We start from the raw sequence: 15,138 nt of genomic DNA on the forward strand, positions 1-15,138 counted from the left end.
CAGAGTTTGCGTTATATCTGGATGTTATGAATAGGTATTTTCTGCATAGCTATTGCGTGCCTGACGAGGTGTCATTCCGTAAATCTCTTTGAAAAGACGGTTAAAAATCGTCTGGTTAGTGAAACCACTCTCCTGCATTACCTCAGAAATGGACTTGTCTGTATTCATCAGAATACGTCCAGCATGAGAAATACGCACCTCATTCAAGTAACGAAGAAATGTGATACCCATATGCTGCTTGAAAAAACGGCAGAAATATTCTCGGCTGAATCCTACCTGATTAGCTACTTCTTCCAATGAGAGCTTTTCTGTATAATGTTCATTCACATAAGAGATGATCTTTCGCAGAATATCATTAGACTGACCTGTTCCAGTAGTCGTTCCCGGCAGGGAATATACGGAAAAATAACGAATCAAATCAGCAAGCATCAGCAATGCCGTGCCGTCTGAACGCATGGCGCTGGTGTTTTTATTTTCGACATTGGTTCGTGTCAGATCGTGTGCAAGCTGACAGAGGTGAATATACGGGGTGGATTTTGAATCATCCAGAGAAACCGGGCGGCATTTGATGTGATATAGTTCCAAATCCGGACAGTAAACAGAAAGCTGCTTTTTATCAACATGGATACATAAGAACATATATAGCTTAGAATCAGAATGAATAGAATGAACTTCTTTTGAATCAAAAACAATCAGTTGATTGCGCTGAAGGGTAAGATGTTCGTGCTCGATATGAATACGGACAGAACCATTCAGACAGAATAAAATCTCCATAGCCTCATGCCAGTGGGCCGGAATATGTGTGTTTTCAAGTGCTGCCATAGATACCTGTATTCCAAGATTGCCAAGTGGATGGAGTGCTTCGTGATATGCTTTTGCCATAATATCCTCCTTTATATGAATAGTAAATGTCAATATCGTTTTAAAATAAGATAATTATAGCACTGGTTTGAAATTGAAAACAAGGCTAAAATGCAAGATGTAAACGGAAAACAAAGAAAATAAATATATAGATAGTAAAAAAGGAGAGGTCAATATGAGTACAGTAGCAATTAAGAATACAATGGTAATGAATAACACAGAGAAAAAGGCTAGTTTAGTGGAGCGTTTCAAAAAATATGTCCTGGATAATGCAGAGTATTTTGCGGTGGCTTCTGCAGTGATGTCTGGAAATGGTTATGCAGCAGGACAGATCATGAGAGATGCAAGACGTGTTGCATCTGCTAACAGATAAGAAGGAATAAGAATGACTATTAAGGGTAAGACATCAGGTAAATAAGAAATGATAAATGATGGACTGCACCAGTTATAAACTGGAGGTAGTCCATTATTTTTTTAGGGCAAGGCCCTGTTTTCTATTGTGGAGTTTTGGGATGTTCCCCAAAACGAAACTTTAGGAAACAAATAAACCACCTGCTATGCGGGTGGTTGAAAGAGCTTTAGCGTTGTGTAGAAAACCTCCAATGATATAATAATAAAAGGTTCGCCAACCATATTATTAATCAAAGGAGGTCGTCCAAGATGGACAATAATAGTTTATCACATACAACGTGGAATTGTAAGTATCACATAGTTTTTGCACCGAAATATAGAAGGAAGATCTCTTTCCTTTCATTAGTACATTAAATATTTTACGAAAATAATCGAATTACAACCCAGACATATGTCTTACTACATATCTGATTTTCATATAATATGATAGACAGGAGATAGAGATATGAAGCAGATTAAAGACAAAGTTAAATGTGAAAGAGCAATTGAAAAGTTAGAGTTAGAGAAAGAGTTTGATACACAGAATCTGGAATTTCAGATATATCAGTACGAAAAAGGGGAATTGCTGTGTCAACCGTGCAATTCAGATGACAGGTTGCAGATTGTTATAGAAGGGACGGTAAATATTTATCATATACGGGACGATGGTTCTAAATATTTTATTGCTATGAATGAAGGAATTCATCTTCTGGGAGATATGGAATTTATGAATCCGGCACCATGTATTTATTTTGTAGAAGCAGTTAGCCCGGTAACTGTAGCGGTATTATCTCTGAAAAAATATCGCAATGTACTAAAACAGGATGTTAAATTTATGAATTTAATCGCATCTACTCTCGCTGCAAAACTTGGAATCGCTGCAAATGGCGAGTCGGTTAGTGCTTCTCTTAAAGATCGGATTCTCAATCATTTAGAGGATGAAAAAATTGTTGCTAAATGTGGGAAAGGGACTTATTGGTTAATGTGAGTTATGAAAGAACGTCAATATATCATTGACAGGTGATAATATGAATACAACAAAGAAAAGCTTAAAGGACAGAATCCGGGAGTATCTGATTAAAAACATAAATTATATTGTACCAGGAATCTTAATGCTGGGTGGAAGTATATATTATCCTGAAAATTATAGAAGACATTAATTTATAAAAGCATTACAAATCATTCCTCAACAGCCGTTTCCGGATCGGAGGCACTTCAATACGAATGCCTTCACAGTTTGGCAGCATAGCTTTACAAAGCCAAAGTTAATGGCAATATCAGAAACAGACAGTGAGCTGTCATCCATAAAGATGGCAGCTTTTTTGATGCAGTATCATGAAACAAAGAAGATCGGTGTGCATTGTGCATAAAAAACTGGTATAAGAAATAATAAAATTCCGACTTTAATATTCAGAATAATGTTACAAAATATAATAGAAAATATAAGAATAATGTTACAAAAATATTGAATAACACGAGAATAATGTTACAATACTAATATCAGGAGGGCGATTCAATGCTTAAAAGAGAGATTTCGGAAAAATTAAAATTATGGAGAACTCAGAAAAATAAAAAGGCACTTTGTATTATAGGCGCAAGACAGATTGGAAAAACAACAATTATCAGAGAGTTTGCAAAACAAGAATATGAAAATTTTATAGAAATCAATTTCATATTAGATAAAGGTGCCGAAAAAATTTTTGAAGATAAATTGGATGCAGATACTATTATTGAGAACCTGACTGCTTTCAAGATGCAGAAGATGGAGCCGGGAAAGACATTGGTATTCCTGGATGAGATACAGGAATGCCCCAATGCAAGATGTGCAATCAAGTTCCTGGTTGAAGATGGACGGTTTGATTATATTGAATCCGGTTCACTTCTTGGTGTCAGGTATAAAGAAGTTCCTTCTTATGCGGTTGGATTTGAAGAGATTGTTTCTATGTATCCTATGAATTTCAGGGAATTTCTCCGGGCGAATGGAGTGCAGGATACAACATTTACTACATTACAGTTCTGCTATGAAAATCATAACGAAGTTCCAACAGTAATGCATGAAACATTGTTGAAACTTTTTGCAACTTATATTGTTGTAGGTGGAATGCCGGATGTTGTCCAGACTTATGTAGATACGCATGATATCGGAAAGGTAGTTAGGCTTCAGAGAAATATTCTGGAATTATACAGACAGGATATATCGAAGTATTCCGAAGGTGCGGAAAAAGTGAGGATTAAAGCCATCTTTGATAGTATTGCATCTCAATTGGATGATAAGAACAGACGGTTTATTTTAAACAGGATTGATGAAAATGGAAGAATGAATCGTTATGAGAATTCATTTATGTGGCTAAGTGATGCAGGTGTTGCTTTGCCATCTTATAATGTTACAGAACCACAGGCTCCGTTACAGCTTAATGAAAAGAGAAATCTGTTCAAATTATTTATGGGAGACACAGGTCTGCTCTGTGCTTCCTGCATGGAGAACATTCAGTTTGAACTCTTACAGGGGAATATGGATGTGAATATGGGAAGTATATTGGAAAATGTATTTGCCCAGTCAATAAAAAGCGGTGGATTCTCATTGAATTATTTTGAGTCGAAAAAGTACGGAGAACTGGATTTTGTAATACAGAATGGATTGAAGATTGACCTTCTTGAGATAAAATCAGGAAATGATTATCAAAAGCATTCTGCTTTGAATAGAGTATCTGCAGTAGAAAACTGGAAGTTTGGAAGAAAAATTGTATTTTGCAAAGGGAATGTTGAGCAAAAAGAGGAAATTGAATATTTCCCGTGGTATATGGTGATGTTTTATCAGAGAGAAAAAGAGCCGGAACATTATATTTATGAGGTAGATCTGTCGGATTTATAGCCAATGGGGACGGGGAAAATGGAATTTTCCCCGTCCCTGCTGGCTCTTTTTTGTATCGCCATGCGTTCGTAAGGTGCTGCCAGTAACAAGTCTTGCAGATTATCGTGAAATTAGATTGCCAAAACTGCTGACAGCAGATGTTTTTATCCCAAACTGGTAATTCGCTGGAATATTTCAAATATACAAAATTTAGAGATAGAAGCTGCAATGGTTATGACGATCACCGAAATGAGAGAATTAAAAGAACAAAGCAGCAGAAGCGCTGGGAGCATATCAGGTAAAGAAGCAGGGGGAATATACATTAGAGGATTACTATGCCCTGCCCGATGACCAGAGATATGAATTGATCGATGGCGTTTTATATGACATGGCAGCACCTGCCGTTACACATCAGGAGGTTGCTTTCGAGATTGCGGATGTGAAAAATCAGAAGGTAATTGTGTATGATCTGGGAGATGATTTTGGAGAAAATATGCTATACTGCTGATAGAAGTACTACGAAAAAAGTGGTACAAAAACCAGAAATGAAATGGAGAAAAGCATATGAAATTAACAATATTAGGAACCGGAAATGCAACGGTAAGTGAATGTTATAATACTTGCTATGCAATCAGCGATGAAGGGAAACATTTCCTTGTAGATGCAGGCGGTGGCAACCGTATTCTGAAAGTATTAAAAGACACAGGAATCGACATGAATGATATCCACGATATCTTCGTTACACATGAGCATGTAGACCACGTGCTTGGAATTATCTGGCTGGTGCGTATGATCGGACAGAGAATGAACCAGGGAAAATATGAAGGTGATCTTCGCATTTACTGCCATGAGGAGCTGGCAGAGAAGATTCAGGCAATCGCAAATATGACGATCCAGCAGAAGGTCTGTAAGCATATGGGGGAGCGAATCCAGTTTGATGTCGTGAAAGACGGAGACAGCAGAACGATTCTCGGATGTCCTGTGACATTCTTCGACATTGGTTCGACAAAGGCGAAACAGTTCGGATTCACCATGCAGCTTAAGAGCGGTAAGAAATTCACCTGTGTTGGTGACGAGCCGTACAATGAGGTGGATTATAAATATGTGAAGGGCAGTGACTGGCTGCTTCATGAGGCATTCTGCCTGTTCGGTGAGGCGGATAAATTCAAGCCTTATGAGAAGCATCATAGTACAGTAAAAGAAGCATGCCAGCTTGCGGAAGAACTCGGTGTGCCGAATCTGTTGCTGTATCATACAGAAGAGACACATCTGGCGGAGAGAAAGAAGTTGTATACGGAGGAAGGACAGCAGTATTATCATGGCAATCTGTATGTGCCGGATGATCTGGAGACGTTTGAGATATAGAAAAGCAAAAGAAAATAAAAATAGATTAGAATGTAAGAAAACCTGCCGACGGGCAGGTTTTCTTGCGTTCATTTTTGATCCGGAAGGGACAATAAAAAAGTCAAAAACCCTGTCCCCATGGCTAAAAAAGATCGAGCATATTATCCAGATAAATCTCTTCCCTGACATGCAGTTGATATTCCGGCTTCGTCATATAATAAAGCAGAAATTCAAGAATCAGCGCACTTCCAAGCCCGCGTCCTTCAATCTTAAAATTAGAAAATCCCATTGGCATGTAAATATTCTGTATATCATCCACACTGATGAATCCGGGATTTTCCATTGCCTTGGAAAAGCGGTAACCGTTACCGCCATCCGGCGAAGCACAGTGAAACTCCGGGGCAGGATTTCCGAGATTCTTCCGGCTGACGGATTCATAACAAGTCTTTCTGTCCTTACAGCCGAACCAGCAGCATTCATTGCATAAGAATTCTACTTTATCTTTCTGGTGCTGCGACATCAGGTCTAATTTATCGAATACTTTGTTTAACCGGAAGTCCGGTACAATATAACGGAAATCTTCTCGGTTTATTTCAGTTAAAAAATCCTGAAAATCTGTCAGAACTTTTGTGGTTGAAGAGATAAGGTAGAGATCAGGATAATTTTTTTGTAAATAGTTTAATAAAAGCTCGGAGTGCACGATCACGCCATTCTGGAGTTGATCTGTATGTGGTGAATTATCAGCATCAGAGGCGTGTTCGAACATTTTACAAAGCTCGTTACATTTCTTATCTGTAAGATGTTCTTCCCGTAGCAACGAATTACTGAACGTCAGCCGGGCCGAGATGCCGTATTCCCGCACCAGATCAAGCACGTCTTCCGGATCAGAATATCCAAATGAAGTACGCCCGCCGCCCCAGATACAATCCGAAGGAGCGCCATAGATCGAGCCAATCTCACACCAGTCGTAAAAATATTCCCTGTGTTTCCGGAATAATGGAAGGAATATGCGGTACAATTCGTAAAATTCAAACAGGCCTGGGAGGTGGTAAAAGGCAGTAGGATTATTATTTTGAATATTTGCTGTAGTTGCTGTATTCATGTGGTTACCTCTGGAAAATTTTCTATGGTTAATGATAACACATTATCCCGGCAGTGAACACGTATATTTCCGCATATGATACACCACATATACTGCAATCACAAGTTCCGTAAGCGGCATTGCGGACCACAGACTTCCGGGCAGGCAATGTCCTTATAGCATATTTTTAATTTATGTCGAGGTTTTACATGCATTTCACTTGCATTATCCACATACACGTGTATAATGAATCTTGTTCGGTATTTTTGAAAAAAAAGTATAGTAATAGAAAACTTTTGAAAATGTGGAGGTGAAAGCGTGGATATCGGAAAGAAGCTGAGGGAGCTTAGAAAGCAGAACGATCTGACATTGGAAGATCTGGCTTCGCGCAGTGAGCTTACGAAAGGATTTCTGTCACAGGTGGAGCGTAACCTGACGGCACCGAGTATTGCGACACTGGAGGACATTCTGGAAGCACTTGGAAGTAACCTGTCGGAATTCTTTCATGAAGAGGAAGAAAAGCAGATCGTGTTCGGAACAGATGATTTCTTCGTTGATGAGAAAGAAGATTACCAGGTGGAATGGATCATTCCGAATGCGCAGAAGAACCAGATGGAGCCGATTCTTATGACACTCTATCCGCATAAAAAGAGCCATATCCAGACCTCGTATACGGGCGAGGAATTTGGCTATGTACTGAAGGGAAATATTACGATTATGCGCGGCGGTAAAAAATATAAAGTGAAGGCGCATGAGACGTTTTATATGGATGGTGCGAAGAGTCATTATCTTTATAATCACGGTAACAGCCCGGCAAAGATATTGTGGATCACGACACCGCCGATTTTTTAAAGAAAAGAGAAGTGCAGCTGCAAATGTAAGGAAGAATGAGGATTATGAAACGATACCTTGCGGCTTTAAAATCTGAGAAGGGAGAGGAAAAATGGAAGAGAAAAAACTAATTGAATTTCGCAACATTGTGAAAAGCTTTGACACCCAGGTTGTGTTAAAAGGAATCAATCTGGACATATATGAAAATGAATTCGTAACCCTGTTAGGACCAAGTGGATGTGGTAAGACTACACTGCTCCGAATCCTTGGAGGGTTCCTGGATGCGGACGAAGGAAAGGTGATCTTTGATAATGAAGATATCACCGACAAGCCGCCGTATGAACGAGAGCTGAATACCGTATTCCAGAAATATGCATTATTCCCGCATCTGAGCGTATATGAAAATATTGCATTTGGATTAAAGCTTAAGAAAATGAGTAAAGATATCATCGACCAGAAAGTAATGAAGATGCTGAAACTGATCGGTCTGGAAGGCTATGAGGATAAGAATACGACACTGCTTTCCGGCGGCCAGCAGCAGCGTGTGGCAATCGCGAGAGCGCTGGTCAATGAGCCGAAGGTACTGCTTCTGGATGAGCCGCTGGCGGCGCTGGATTTAAAGCTTCGTAAGGAAATGCAGTATGAGCTGAAGCGTATCCAGCAGGAGGTCGGTATTACATTTATCTTCGTAACGCATGATCAGGAAGAAGCACTTACGATGTCGGATAAGATCGTCGTCATGCAGAAAGGTGAGATCCTTCAGATCGGAACCCCACAGGAGATCTACAATGAGCCGACGAACCGTTTCGTAGCAAACTTTATCGGAGAGAGCAACATCATTTCCGGAAGGATGATTGAGGATTATAAGGTTCGTTTTGATGATATTACATTCGACTGCGTGGATCATGGATTCAAGGAGAATGAGCCGGTGGATGTCGTGATCCGTCCGGAGGATATTGATATCGTGGATGTAAAAGACGGAAAGATGACGGGAGAAGTCTTAAGTGTCCTGTTCAAGGGTGTGCACTATGAGATCATGGTAGAGACCGTTCCGGGAACGAGCGTTACGGTCAACATGCGTGTCATCCGCAATCATGACGTAACCAGTGAAGACGGAAGCGAGAAGATCAGTGCCAACAACTTCTATGTAGACGTAGAAGATGTAGAGAATCTGGATGATAAGGAAATCGTCGCACTGTCGAATGCACAGGCATGGGAGACAGAGACGGATGAGTACATTTCCATTGCAAATATTGAATATGAACTGGAAGCAAAAGAAGGACAGTATCCGGTTACATTCAGCACTTCAAACGGAACCAGCATCGAGAGAACCATTTTCGTAGTCAACCAGCCGTTCGTTAAGAATGAGAAGGCAAATGAAGGTGTTATGGCGTTCAACTTCTTCAAGACGGTAGACGAGATCACAGAATCTCAGGCACTGGATACAGATCTTAAGACCTGGGCAAATGCACAGGGATGGAAGCTGACGGATGAAGACCAGAGTGTGGACATCAGTGTAGACTATGATTTTGATCCGGAAGAAGTAACAGAAGGCGTGTATGAGATTACATTTTCCACTACGGGACGTGAGTTCAAGATCCATACAACGGATTATTCGGAGGAAGGACAGGAGGTCGGCCTGACATTCTTCCCGGAAGATATCCACGTTATGCCGAAGGTGGTATTCTAAGATGAAGAAATTTTCACAGTTAGCATTTCCGTATATCGTGTGGGCAATATTGATGTTAGTATTCCCGATGGTCCTGATCGCACTTTATTCCGTGACAGATCAGGGAAACAGCATCTTATCGTTCACATTTACACTGGAACATTATGCCAAATTTTTTACCGACCCGGATTTCTTATTGATCCTCTGGCGTTCCATTGTAATTGCGGTGAAGACAACGGTGATCTGTCTGTTGCTGGGCTATCCGATTGCATATTATATTGCGCGCAGTGAGCAGAAGAAGCAGAATGCGCTGATCCTTGTGATCACGATCCCGATGTGGATCAACATGCTGGTAAGAACGTATGCATGGATCGGACTCTTAAGCGACGGCGGTCTGATCCAGAGAATCCTACATATGGTGGGACTTGGAAAGGGATCACTTCTTTATACAGAAGGGGCAGTGCTTTTGGGAATGGTATATAACTTTCTGCCATTCATGATCCTGCAGATCCAGACGTCACTTAGTAAGATGGACAATTCCTTGCTGGAAGCGAGTGCAGACCTTGGGGCAAGCCCGGCGCAGACATTTAAGCGTGTGACACTGCCGCTTTCCGTGCCGGGAATCATCAACGGGATTACGCTGGTATTTCTTCCGGCAGTCAGTTCTTTCTTCATACCGAAGCTGCTCGGCGGCGGTCAGTATTTCCTCATCGGAAATATGATCGAGAACCAGTTCATTACGGTCGGCGAGTGGAACTTCGGAAGTGCCATTTCCATGATCATGGCGGTCATCATGATGGTACTTATGATGGTTGTCCGTAAGATCGAGATTCGTAACCAGGGCGGAAAGGGGGTATAATCGTTATGAATAAGGGAAAACGTCCAATTGGGAAGATCCTTATGATACTGTCGGTTGTATTCTTCTACCTTCCGATCCTGTACATGATTATATTCTCATTTAACGATGGAAAATCACTTACAAGCTTTACCGGATTTTCGCTGCGCTGGTATAAGCATATGCTGGAATCGGCAGATATGATGGATGCACTGTCGACGACATTCAGTATCGCGCTGCTTGCGACATTTATCTCAACAGTAGCGGGAACAATTGCAGCGATCGGAGTCAGCAAGTCGAAGAAACTGATACGTGACCTGATGGAGCAGGCGAATAACCTGCCGATCATGAACCCGGAGATCGTAACTGCGATCGGATTCATGTTATTATTCATCACATTCCATGTGGAAAAAGGATACGTTACCATGCTTCTGGCACATATTGCATTCTGTATACCGTATGTTATGTTATCGGTAATGCCGAAGATCAAGTCACTTGATCCGAACCTCGCAGATGCGGCGATGGACTTAGGTGCAACACCGTGGCAGGCACTGACAAAAGTTGTCGTGCCGCAGATCACGCCGGGAATCGTAGCCGGGGCGCTGATCGCATTTACCATGTCGGTGGATGATTTCATCATCTCTTACTTTGTAACCGGACGTGGTGTGAAGAACTTAAGTATCATGGTGTATACAATGAGTAAACGTGTCAACCCGAGTATCAATGCAATCTCGACACTGGTGGTTGTGATCATCACGATCGTACTTGTGATCATCAATGCTGCACCGGCACTTTTTGCAAAACGTGCGAAGAGAAACAGCATCGGCAGACGAAATGTACTGTTACCGGCAGTTGCGGTTGCGTGTGTACTGGCGATCGTAGCCGGAGTTGTGACATATAATAACAAGAAAGAGCCATTGCCATTCGAGGGGCAGACGCTTCGTATCTACAACTGGGGCGAGTATGTAGGTGAACATATTATCCAGGATTTCCAGAAAGAGACAGGGGCAACGGTACTTCTTGAAAATTTTGATTCGAATGAACAGATGTATATTAAGGTTGCAAATGGAGAAGCTTACGACATTCTTGTACCAAGTGATTATATGATCCAGAGACTCATTTCCGAAGGATATTTACAGAAATTGGATAAGTCGAAACTGAACTGTATGGATAAATTATATGATGCGGTCAAAGGACTTCCGTATGATCCGGAGAATGAATATTCTGTTCCGTATTTCTGGGGAACAGTCGGAATCGTGTACGATAAGACAAAAGTCGACATCAAAGACCTGGAAAAAGAAGGCTATAACATTTTCCTGGATCAGAAATATAAAGGGGACATCTATCTGTATGACTCAGAGAGAGATTCCTTTATGATGGCATTGAAGGCATTGGGATATTCGATGAATACGTCTGACGAAAGCCAGATCCAGGAAGCGTATAACTGGCTGGTTCAATGTGTACAGACCATGAAGCCGGAGATCGTTACCGATGAGATCATTGATAACATGGCACAGGGAAGGAAGGCACTTGGTCTGATCTATTCCGGAGATGCGACATATGTGATCAATGAGAATGAAAACATGGGATACTACCTACCGGAAGGCGGAACCAACCAGTGGTCCGACGCCATGGTCATTCCGAAGAATGCGAAGAATCCGGAACTTGCACATGCATTTATCAATTATGCAAGTGATTATGACGGAGCTTATGACAATTCAAGTTATGTAGGTTATACATCGGCGAATAAGAAGGTTATGAAAGATCTGTATGGCAAGGGCGGAGAGTTCGAAGGAATTGATGCATATATACCAAGAACAGATAATAAGAATGATGAAGTCTTTGAGTATAATGAGGAGACGAAGAAAGAGATCAGTAATCTTTGGAGTAAGGTGAAGATTGCGGCTAGTAATACGAATTAATAAAATGGGACGGGGGATTTTTAAAAATCCCCCGTCCCATTTTTAAAATAAATACGCTCGAATCACATCAAACGATGCCGGCCCAACATCCAGAACCGCTTTATGAAACTGCATCTGCGTAAAGTTATCTTCCCACTTATCCACAGCATCTTTCTTAAGTTCCAGAAATTCCAGATATCCAATATAGTATTTTAAGTAATTAGCCGGATCGGCAATGATCAGATCATAGATATCCTCAATGGTCGCGTCATCCGTTATCCCATAAGTGTGGAAAAATGCTGCCGCATCGGCAAGTTTCCAGCCGTCATAATGAATTCCCATATCGGCAAGTGCATATAGTCCCAGAATGACAGAAGAGTTGCGTTGAAATATTGTAGCCTGTTCTTTGGTCAGTGTGGAAAAGTAGTAACTCATCATCTCACTGTAAGTGGCCCATCCCTCTGTGTAGCCGCCGTAGTTCAGTACACAGCGGATTGGATTGGGATGAAGGCTTGCGTAATAGACATTCTGGTATAAATGTCCGGGGTAGCCTTCATGGGCGAAGGTGGTGAAGAGAGAAAGGTTGTCGGTGATGTGTCCCTTGTTAATGTAGATTACATTTTCGGAAGTATTGTCGATGGCCGGGATCATGTAGAAAGCCGGACTTAAGTATTCTTCCATGGATTTCTGGACGTATTTGATCTGTGTATGAATCTGTGGATATGGTGGAAAATCCTTTGTAATCTTGTTTGATAATGTGGATAAAATCTTTTCAGGATCAGATTCGGAGAGTAGAGTACCTTGTGAGCTGAAAATGTCGGAGGTTACGGAAGATGAGCCAGAGGAGGAGTCTTCTGTCAGCACTCGCTGCATAACTGTAAGATCCGAAAGAATCTGTGCATTCGTAAGGTTTTGCAGTTCTGCAATACTGCGTGGGGAACCAGTCTCACTTCTTACCAGATATTCGTAGTAAGTCCGGCCATTTGGAAGATAGCATAGTCCGTTATTATTCTTACCGGAATTGCGAAGCTCGGACAGGCCGGAGATAAGCTGTTCATAAGACGGGAAAATATATTTTTTTATGTAGGCGCTGTTCTGCCGGGTATAGGCTTTTCGTTGTTTTTCGGTGAGGCCGCTGTTTTTTGTGGAAGCAAGTTCATCCAGCCGTTCTACAAAAGAAGAATAGAGATAATTACTCTCTTTTAAATGAACGAAATCCCGGCATTCTTTGATGATGGAGTCGGCAGTATAGGATGCCATAAAAAGGCCGGATTCGGCTTTTGTGTGTTCAAAATTCAGGATAGATCGGAAATATTCCGGTGTTTTAGTAAGAAGTTGCAGATAGTTTTCAATATCGGAGATCTCATAAAAACGGTATTCTGATAAGATGACCGGAAGCTGTGACTGAGTTCCTGTGAGAGGTGCAAGTGGTTCGTCGTAGAGTGTATAAGGGGACAGATCGTAGGCAGAATTCAGATAGTCATTCAGCACATCATAAGTAAGACGGTTGTCTTTGGAAAGAGATGTTCTGTTATAGGAGCGAAGTCTGGTCCGTTCCGCATCGACACTAGACCGGACCAGTTCGGGATCGGTGGTACATTGTCCATAGGAAATGGGCGCATTTTTTATGCCATATTTTTCGGGATCTTTTAAGGTGTAGTGGAGAGTAATTGTATTTCCACTGATTTCCTGTCGGAAAAGTTCAGAAGTATATTTCGAAAATGCCTGATCCGCATCCTGTTGAGAATGAAAGAACAGAAGAAAAAGGAGTAGAAGTACGGATGCAGACGGAAGCAAAAAGAGTAATGGCTTCCGTTTAAATTTTTCGAGAAATTTTTGCATAAAAATCCCCATATAAATCATTTGTATCATTTATATGGGGATTTCCCGCAAATATGTATTCATTGTTTATAACCGGAAGCTAATATCATAAACTTCCGGTAACTTATATGACTTATAATCCGGTAATCAGCTCAACAATAAAGACGCCGAGACATGCGAACAAGGATACCTTCAGCAGGCTCTTGCCACGGTAGGCCAGAAATACGGCGATGATAAATCCGGCAAGTGCAGACCAGATATTCGCAGTGGCACTGAGAATTGCCGGGAATGTCATAGCAGCAAGCGTCACATAAGGGACATAGTATAAAAATGATTTGATATACGTGCTTTTAATCTCTTTGCGGATCAGCGTCAGCGGAAGCATACGGATCAGGTAAGTAACTGCCGCCATCACAAATATGTAAATGTAAATATTATGATTCATGGTGTGCCTCCTTTGTACTGTCACTCAATTCGCCAGATTCTTCCAGTTCATCGTACTCGTCCTCTTTCACCGGGAAGAAATAAGCCGCAATTCCTGCAATGATCAGAGTAATGATGATAATACGGAATCCGGATGAAATATTCCGAAGTCCCGGTGTCTTATCAAATAAAAAGCTGGCTGCCATGGAAATGACAACAACACCTGCGAGTACACGGTTGTTATGGGCCGGCGGAATGATGATCGCCAGAAACATACCATAAAGTGCGACACTTAATGCACTGACAACACGAGCCGGTAATATATTACCGGACAGGATTCCAAGAAATGTACCGAATACCCATCCGAATACAGAGATAAATATAACCCCGTAAGAATAAAACGGACTTAGTTTTCCACCCTTGCAAACTGTGACGCCGAAGATCTCATCGGTCACACCGTAAGCAATGAGAAAACGGTGGAACAGCGGCGCTTCCGGATCAATCTTCTGCGAAAGCGCACAGGACATCAGACAGTATCTTAAGTTGATGATAAGCTGTGTGATGGCCATCTCTATATAAGAAGCAGTCGATGCGATCAGCGACAGCCCTGCAAACTGCCCGGCGCTGGTCACATTGGTAAGAGAGATCAGAACCGCATCAAAGATCGAAATTCCGACTTTTTTTGCCATGATCCCAAATGTAAATGAAACCGCTATGTATCCAAGACAGATCGGTATTCCGTCCTTGAAACCGGCGGTGAAATATTGTCTTCTGGTCATAATAAATTCCCCAATCTTATGTATAGTTTCTGTAAATAACGAGAATATTATAAGCTTTCTGGGAAGAAGCGTCAATGATGTGAAAAGTGGAAGCATATATGAATGATGGGAAAATATAAGAAAAAATTAGAAGATGATATCCGGTGTCCGCTCGAATATGGCCTGGCTATATTTGGTGGAAAATAGAGCGGCACTTCAGATCTGTAATTGTGAAGAACACGAAATATAGGTGCCGTTAAAAAATATAAAATAATGTGATCAGTCTGACTTGCAGGACGAAAAACAGAGAAGTATACTAAACATGAAAATTTTAAATTCATTCATAGCACACCGGGGAATCATCTACGGTGCA

The 15,138-nt window shown here is 41.3% G+C and carries 13 protein-coding genes and 2 pseudogenes; 10 read left to right on the top strand and 5 right to left on the bottom strand.

The window, feature by feature from the left end; all coding sequences use genetic code 11:
* Nucleotides 1-24 precede the first annotated feature (24 nt).
* Nucleotides 25-882 carry an AraC family transcriptional regulator gene (locus NQ508_RS00165; RefSeq protein ID WP_006427546.1) on the bottom strand — a complete coding sequence of 286 codons (858 nt, stop codon included), beginning with the start codon at nucleotides 880-882 and terminating at the stop codon, nucleotides 25-27.
* A 154-nt stretch (nucleotides 883-1,036) separates the two neighbouring features.
* On the opposite strand from NQ508_RS00165, the gene NQ508_RS00170 reads away from it, so the two are divergent.
* The 6 genes and pseudogenes from NQ508_RS00170 (at nucleotide 1,037) to NQ508_RS00195 (ending at nucleotide 5,467) form a co-directional block, all read left to right on the top strand.
* Nucleotides 1,037-1,234: a hypothetical protein gene (locus NQ508_RS00170; protein ID WP_006427545.1), complete on the top strand. Its 198-nt coding sequence runs from the start codon at nucleotides 1,037-1,039 to the stop codon at nucleotides 1,232-1,234.
* Between the two features lie 287 nt (nucleotides 1,235-1,521).
* Nucleotides 1,522-1,608, top strand: a pseudogene (locus NQ508_RS00175) (IS200/IS605 family transposase); the annotation flags it as partial.
* A 109-nt stretch (nucleotides 1,609-1,717) separates the two neighbouring features.
* Nucleotides 1,718-2,239 carry a Crp/Fnr family transcriptional regulator gene (locus tag NQ508_RS00180; protein ID WP_006427544.1) on the top strand — a complete coding sequence of 174 codons (522 nt, stop codon included), beginning with the start codon at nucleotides 1,718-1,720 and terminating at the stop codon, nucleotides 2,237-2,239.
* A gap of 528 nt (nucleotides 2,240-2,767) precedes the next feature.
* Nucleotides 2,768-4,123 (top strand): ATP-binding protein, encoded by a 1,356-nt coding sequence (locus NQ508_RS00185; RefSeq protein WP_006427541.1) that lies wholly within the window; start codon nucleotides 2,768-2,770, stop codon nucleotides 4,121-4,123.
* 343 nt (nucleotides 4,124-4,466) lie between these two features.
* On the top strand, nucleotides 4,467-4,610 hold the full coding sequence (locus tag NQ508_RS14035; RefSeq protein ID WP_155115983.1) for a hypothetical protein: 144 nt from the start codon (nucleotides 4,467-4,469) through the stop codon (nucleotides 4,608-4,610).
* 56 nt (nucleotides 4,611-4,666) lie between these two features.
* Nucleotides 4,667-5,467, top strand: a complete 801-nt coding sequence (locus NQ508_RS00195; RefSeq protein ID WP_006427539.1) for an MBL fold metallo-hydrolase — start codon at nucleotides 4,667-4,669, stop codon at nucleotides 5,465-5,467.
* Nucleotides 5,468-5,588: 121 nt separating this feature from the next.
* Here the strand turns inward: NQ508_RS00195 and NQ508_RS00200 are convergent, their stop codons facing one another.
* Complete coding sequence (locus NQ508_RS00200) at nucleotides 5,589-6,548, bottom strand: hypothetical protein (RefSeq protein ID WP_055213071.1); 960 nt, start codon at nucleotides 6,546-6,548, stop codon at nucleotides 5,589-5,591.
* Nucleotides 6,549-6,845: 297 nt separating this feature from the next.
* Here NQ508_RS00200 and NQ508_RS00205 point away from each other — a divergent pair, with 297 nt between their 5' ends.
* The 4 genes and pseudogenes from NQ508_RS00205 to NQ508_RS00220 all read left to right on the top strand — a co-directional run bounded on the left by NQ508_RS00205 (nucleotide 6,846) and on the right by NQ508_RS00220 (nucleotide 11,784).
* Complete coding sequence (locus tag NQ508_RS00205; protein WP_028088385.1) at nucleotides 6,846-7,379, top strand: helix-turn-helix domain-containing protein; 534 nt, start codon at nucleotides 6,846-6,848, stop codon at nucleotides 7,377-7,379.
* 91 nt (nucleotides 7,380-7,470) lie between these two features.
* Nucleotides 7,471-8,550 (top strand): annotated as a pseudogene (locus NQ508_RS00210) (ABC transporter ATP-binding protein); the annotation flags it as partial.
* A 499-nt stretch (nucleotides 8,551-9,049) separates the two neighbouring features.
* Nucleotides 9,050-9,886, top strand: coding sequence for an ABC transporter permease (locus tag NQ508_RS00215; protein ID WP_006427534.1), 837 nt, complete (start codon nucleotides 9,050-9,052; stop codon nucleotides 9,884-9,886).
* Nucleotides 9,887-9,891: 5 nt separating this feature from the next.
* Nucleotides 9,892-11,784 carry an extracellular solute-binding protein gene (locus tag NQ508_RS00220; protein WP_006427533.1) on the top strand — a complete coding sequence of 631 codons (1,893 nt, stop codon included), beginning with the start codon at nucleotides 9,892-9,894 and terminating at the stop codon, nucleotides 11,782-11,784.
* Between the two features lie 42 nt (nucleotides 11,785-11,826).
* Here NQ508_RS00220 and NQ508_RS00225 read toward each other — a convergent pair whose 3' ends face one another.
* The 3 genes from NQ508_RS00225 to NQ508_RS00235 all read right to left on the bottom strand — a co-directional run bounded on the left by NQ508_RS00225 (nucleotide 11,827) and on the right by NQ508_RS00235 (nucleotide 14,786).
* Nucleotides 11,827-13,605 carry a DUF885 domain-containing protein gene (locus NQ508_RS00225; protein WP_044920001.1) on the bottom strand — a complete coding sequence of 593 codons (1,779 nt, stop codon included), beginning with the start codon at nucleotides 13,603-13,605 and terminating at the stop codon, nucleotides 11,827-11,829.
* A 112-nt stretch (nucleotides 13,606-13,717) separates the two neighbouring features.
* Entirely contained in the window at nucleotides 13,718-14,029 is a 312-nt protein-coding gene (locus NQ508_RS00230) for an AzlD domain-containing protein (RefSeq protein WP_006427531.1), read from the bottom strand.
* Complete coding sequence (locus tag NQ508_RS00235; protein WP_044919999.1) at nucleotides 14,019-14,786, bottom strand: AzlC family ABC transporter permease; 768 nt, start codon at nucleotides 14,784-14,786, stop codon at nucleotides 14,019-14,021. The genes NQ508_RS00230 and NQ508_RS00235 overlap by 11 nt, the downstream gene beginning before the upstream one ends.
* Between the last annotated feature and the right edge of the window lie 352 nt (nucleotides 14,787-15,138).

Origin of the sequence: Dorea longicatena, from assembly GCF_025150085.1 — a bacterium.
Classification (GTDB): domain Bacteria; phylum Bacillota; class Clostridia; order Lachnospirales; family Lachnospiraceae; genus Dorea_A; species Dorea_A longicatena.

Coding starts and splice junctions, on each gene's coding strand:
- NQ508_RS00165 (WP_006427546.1), bottom strand. CDS start 882: ATGGCAAAAGCATATCACGAAGCACTCCATCCACTTGGCAATCTTGGA.
- NQ508_RS00170 (WP_006427545.1), top strand. CDS start 1,037: ATGAGTACAGTAGCAATTAAGAATACAATGGTAATGAATAACACAGAG.
- NQ508_RS00180 (WP_006427544.1), top strand. CDS start 1,718: ATGAAGCAGATTAAAGACAAAGTTAAATGTGAAAGAGCAATTGAAAAG.
- NQ508_RS00185 (WP_006427541.1), top strand. CDS start 2,768: ATGCTTAAAAGAGAGATTTCGGAAAAATTAAAATTATGGAGAACTCAG.
- NQ508_RS00195 (WP_006427539.1), top strand. CDS start 4,667: ATGAAATTAACAATATTAGGAACCGGAAATGCAACGGTAAGTGAATGT.
- NQ508_RS00200 (WP_055213071.1), bottom strand. CDS start 6,548: ATGAATACAGCAACTACAGCAAATATTCAAAATAATAATCCTACTGCC.
- NQ508_RS00215 (WP_006427534.1), top strand. CDS start 9,050: ATGAAGAAATTTTCACAGTTAGCATTTCCGTATATCGTGTGGGCAATA.
- NQ508_RS00220 (WP_006427533.1), top strand. CDS start 9,892: ATGAATAAGGGAAAACGTCCAATTGGGAAGATCCTTATGATACTGTCG.
- NQ508_RS00225 (WP_044920001.1), bottom strand. CDS start 13,605: ATGCAAAAATTTCTCGAAAAATTTAAACGGAAGCCATTACTCTTTTTG.
- NQ508_RS00230 (WP_006427531.1), bottom strand. CDS start 14,029: ATGAATCATAATATTTACATTTACATATTTGTGATGGCGGCAGTTACT.
- NQ508_RS00235 (WP_044919999.1), bottom strand. CDS start 14,786: ATGACCAGAAGACAATATTTCACCGCCGGTTTCAAGGACGGAATACCG.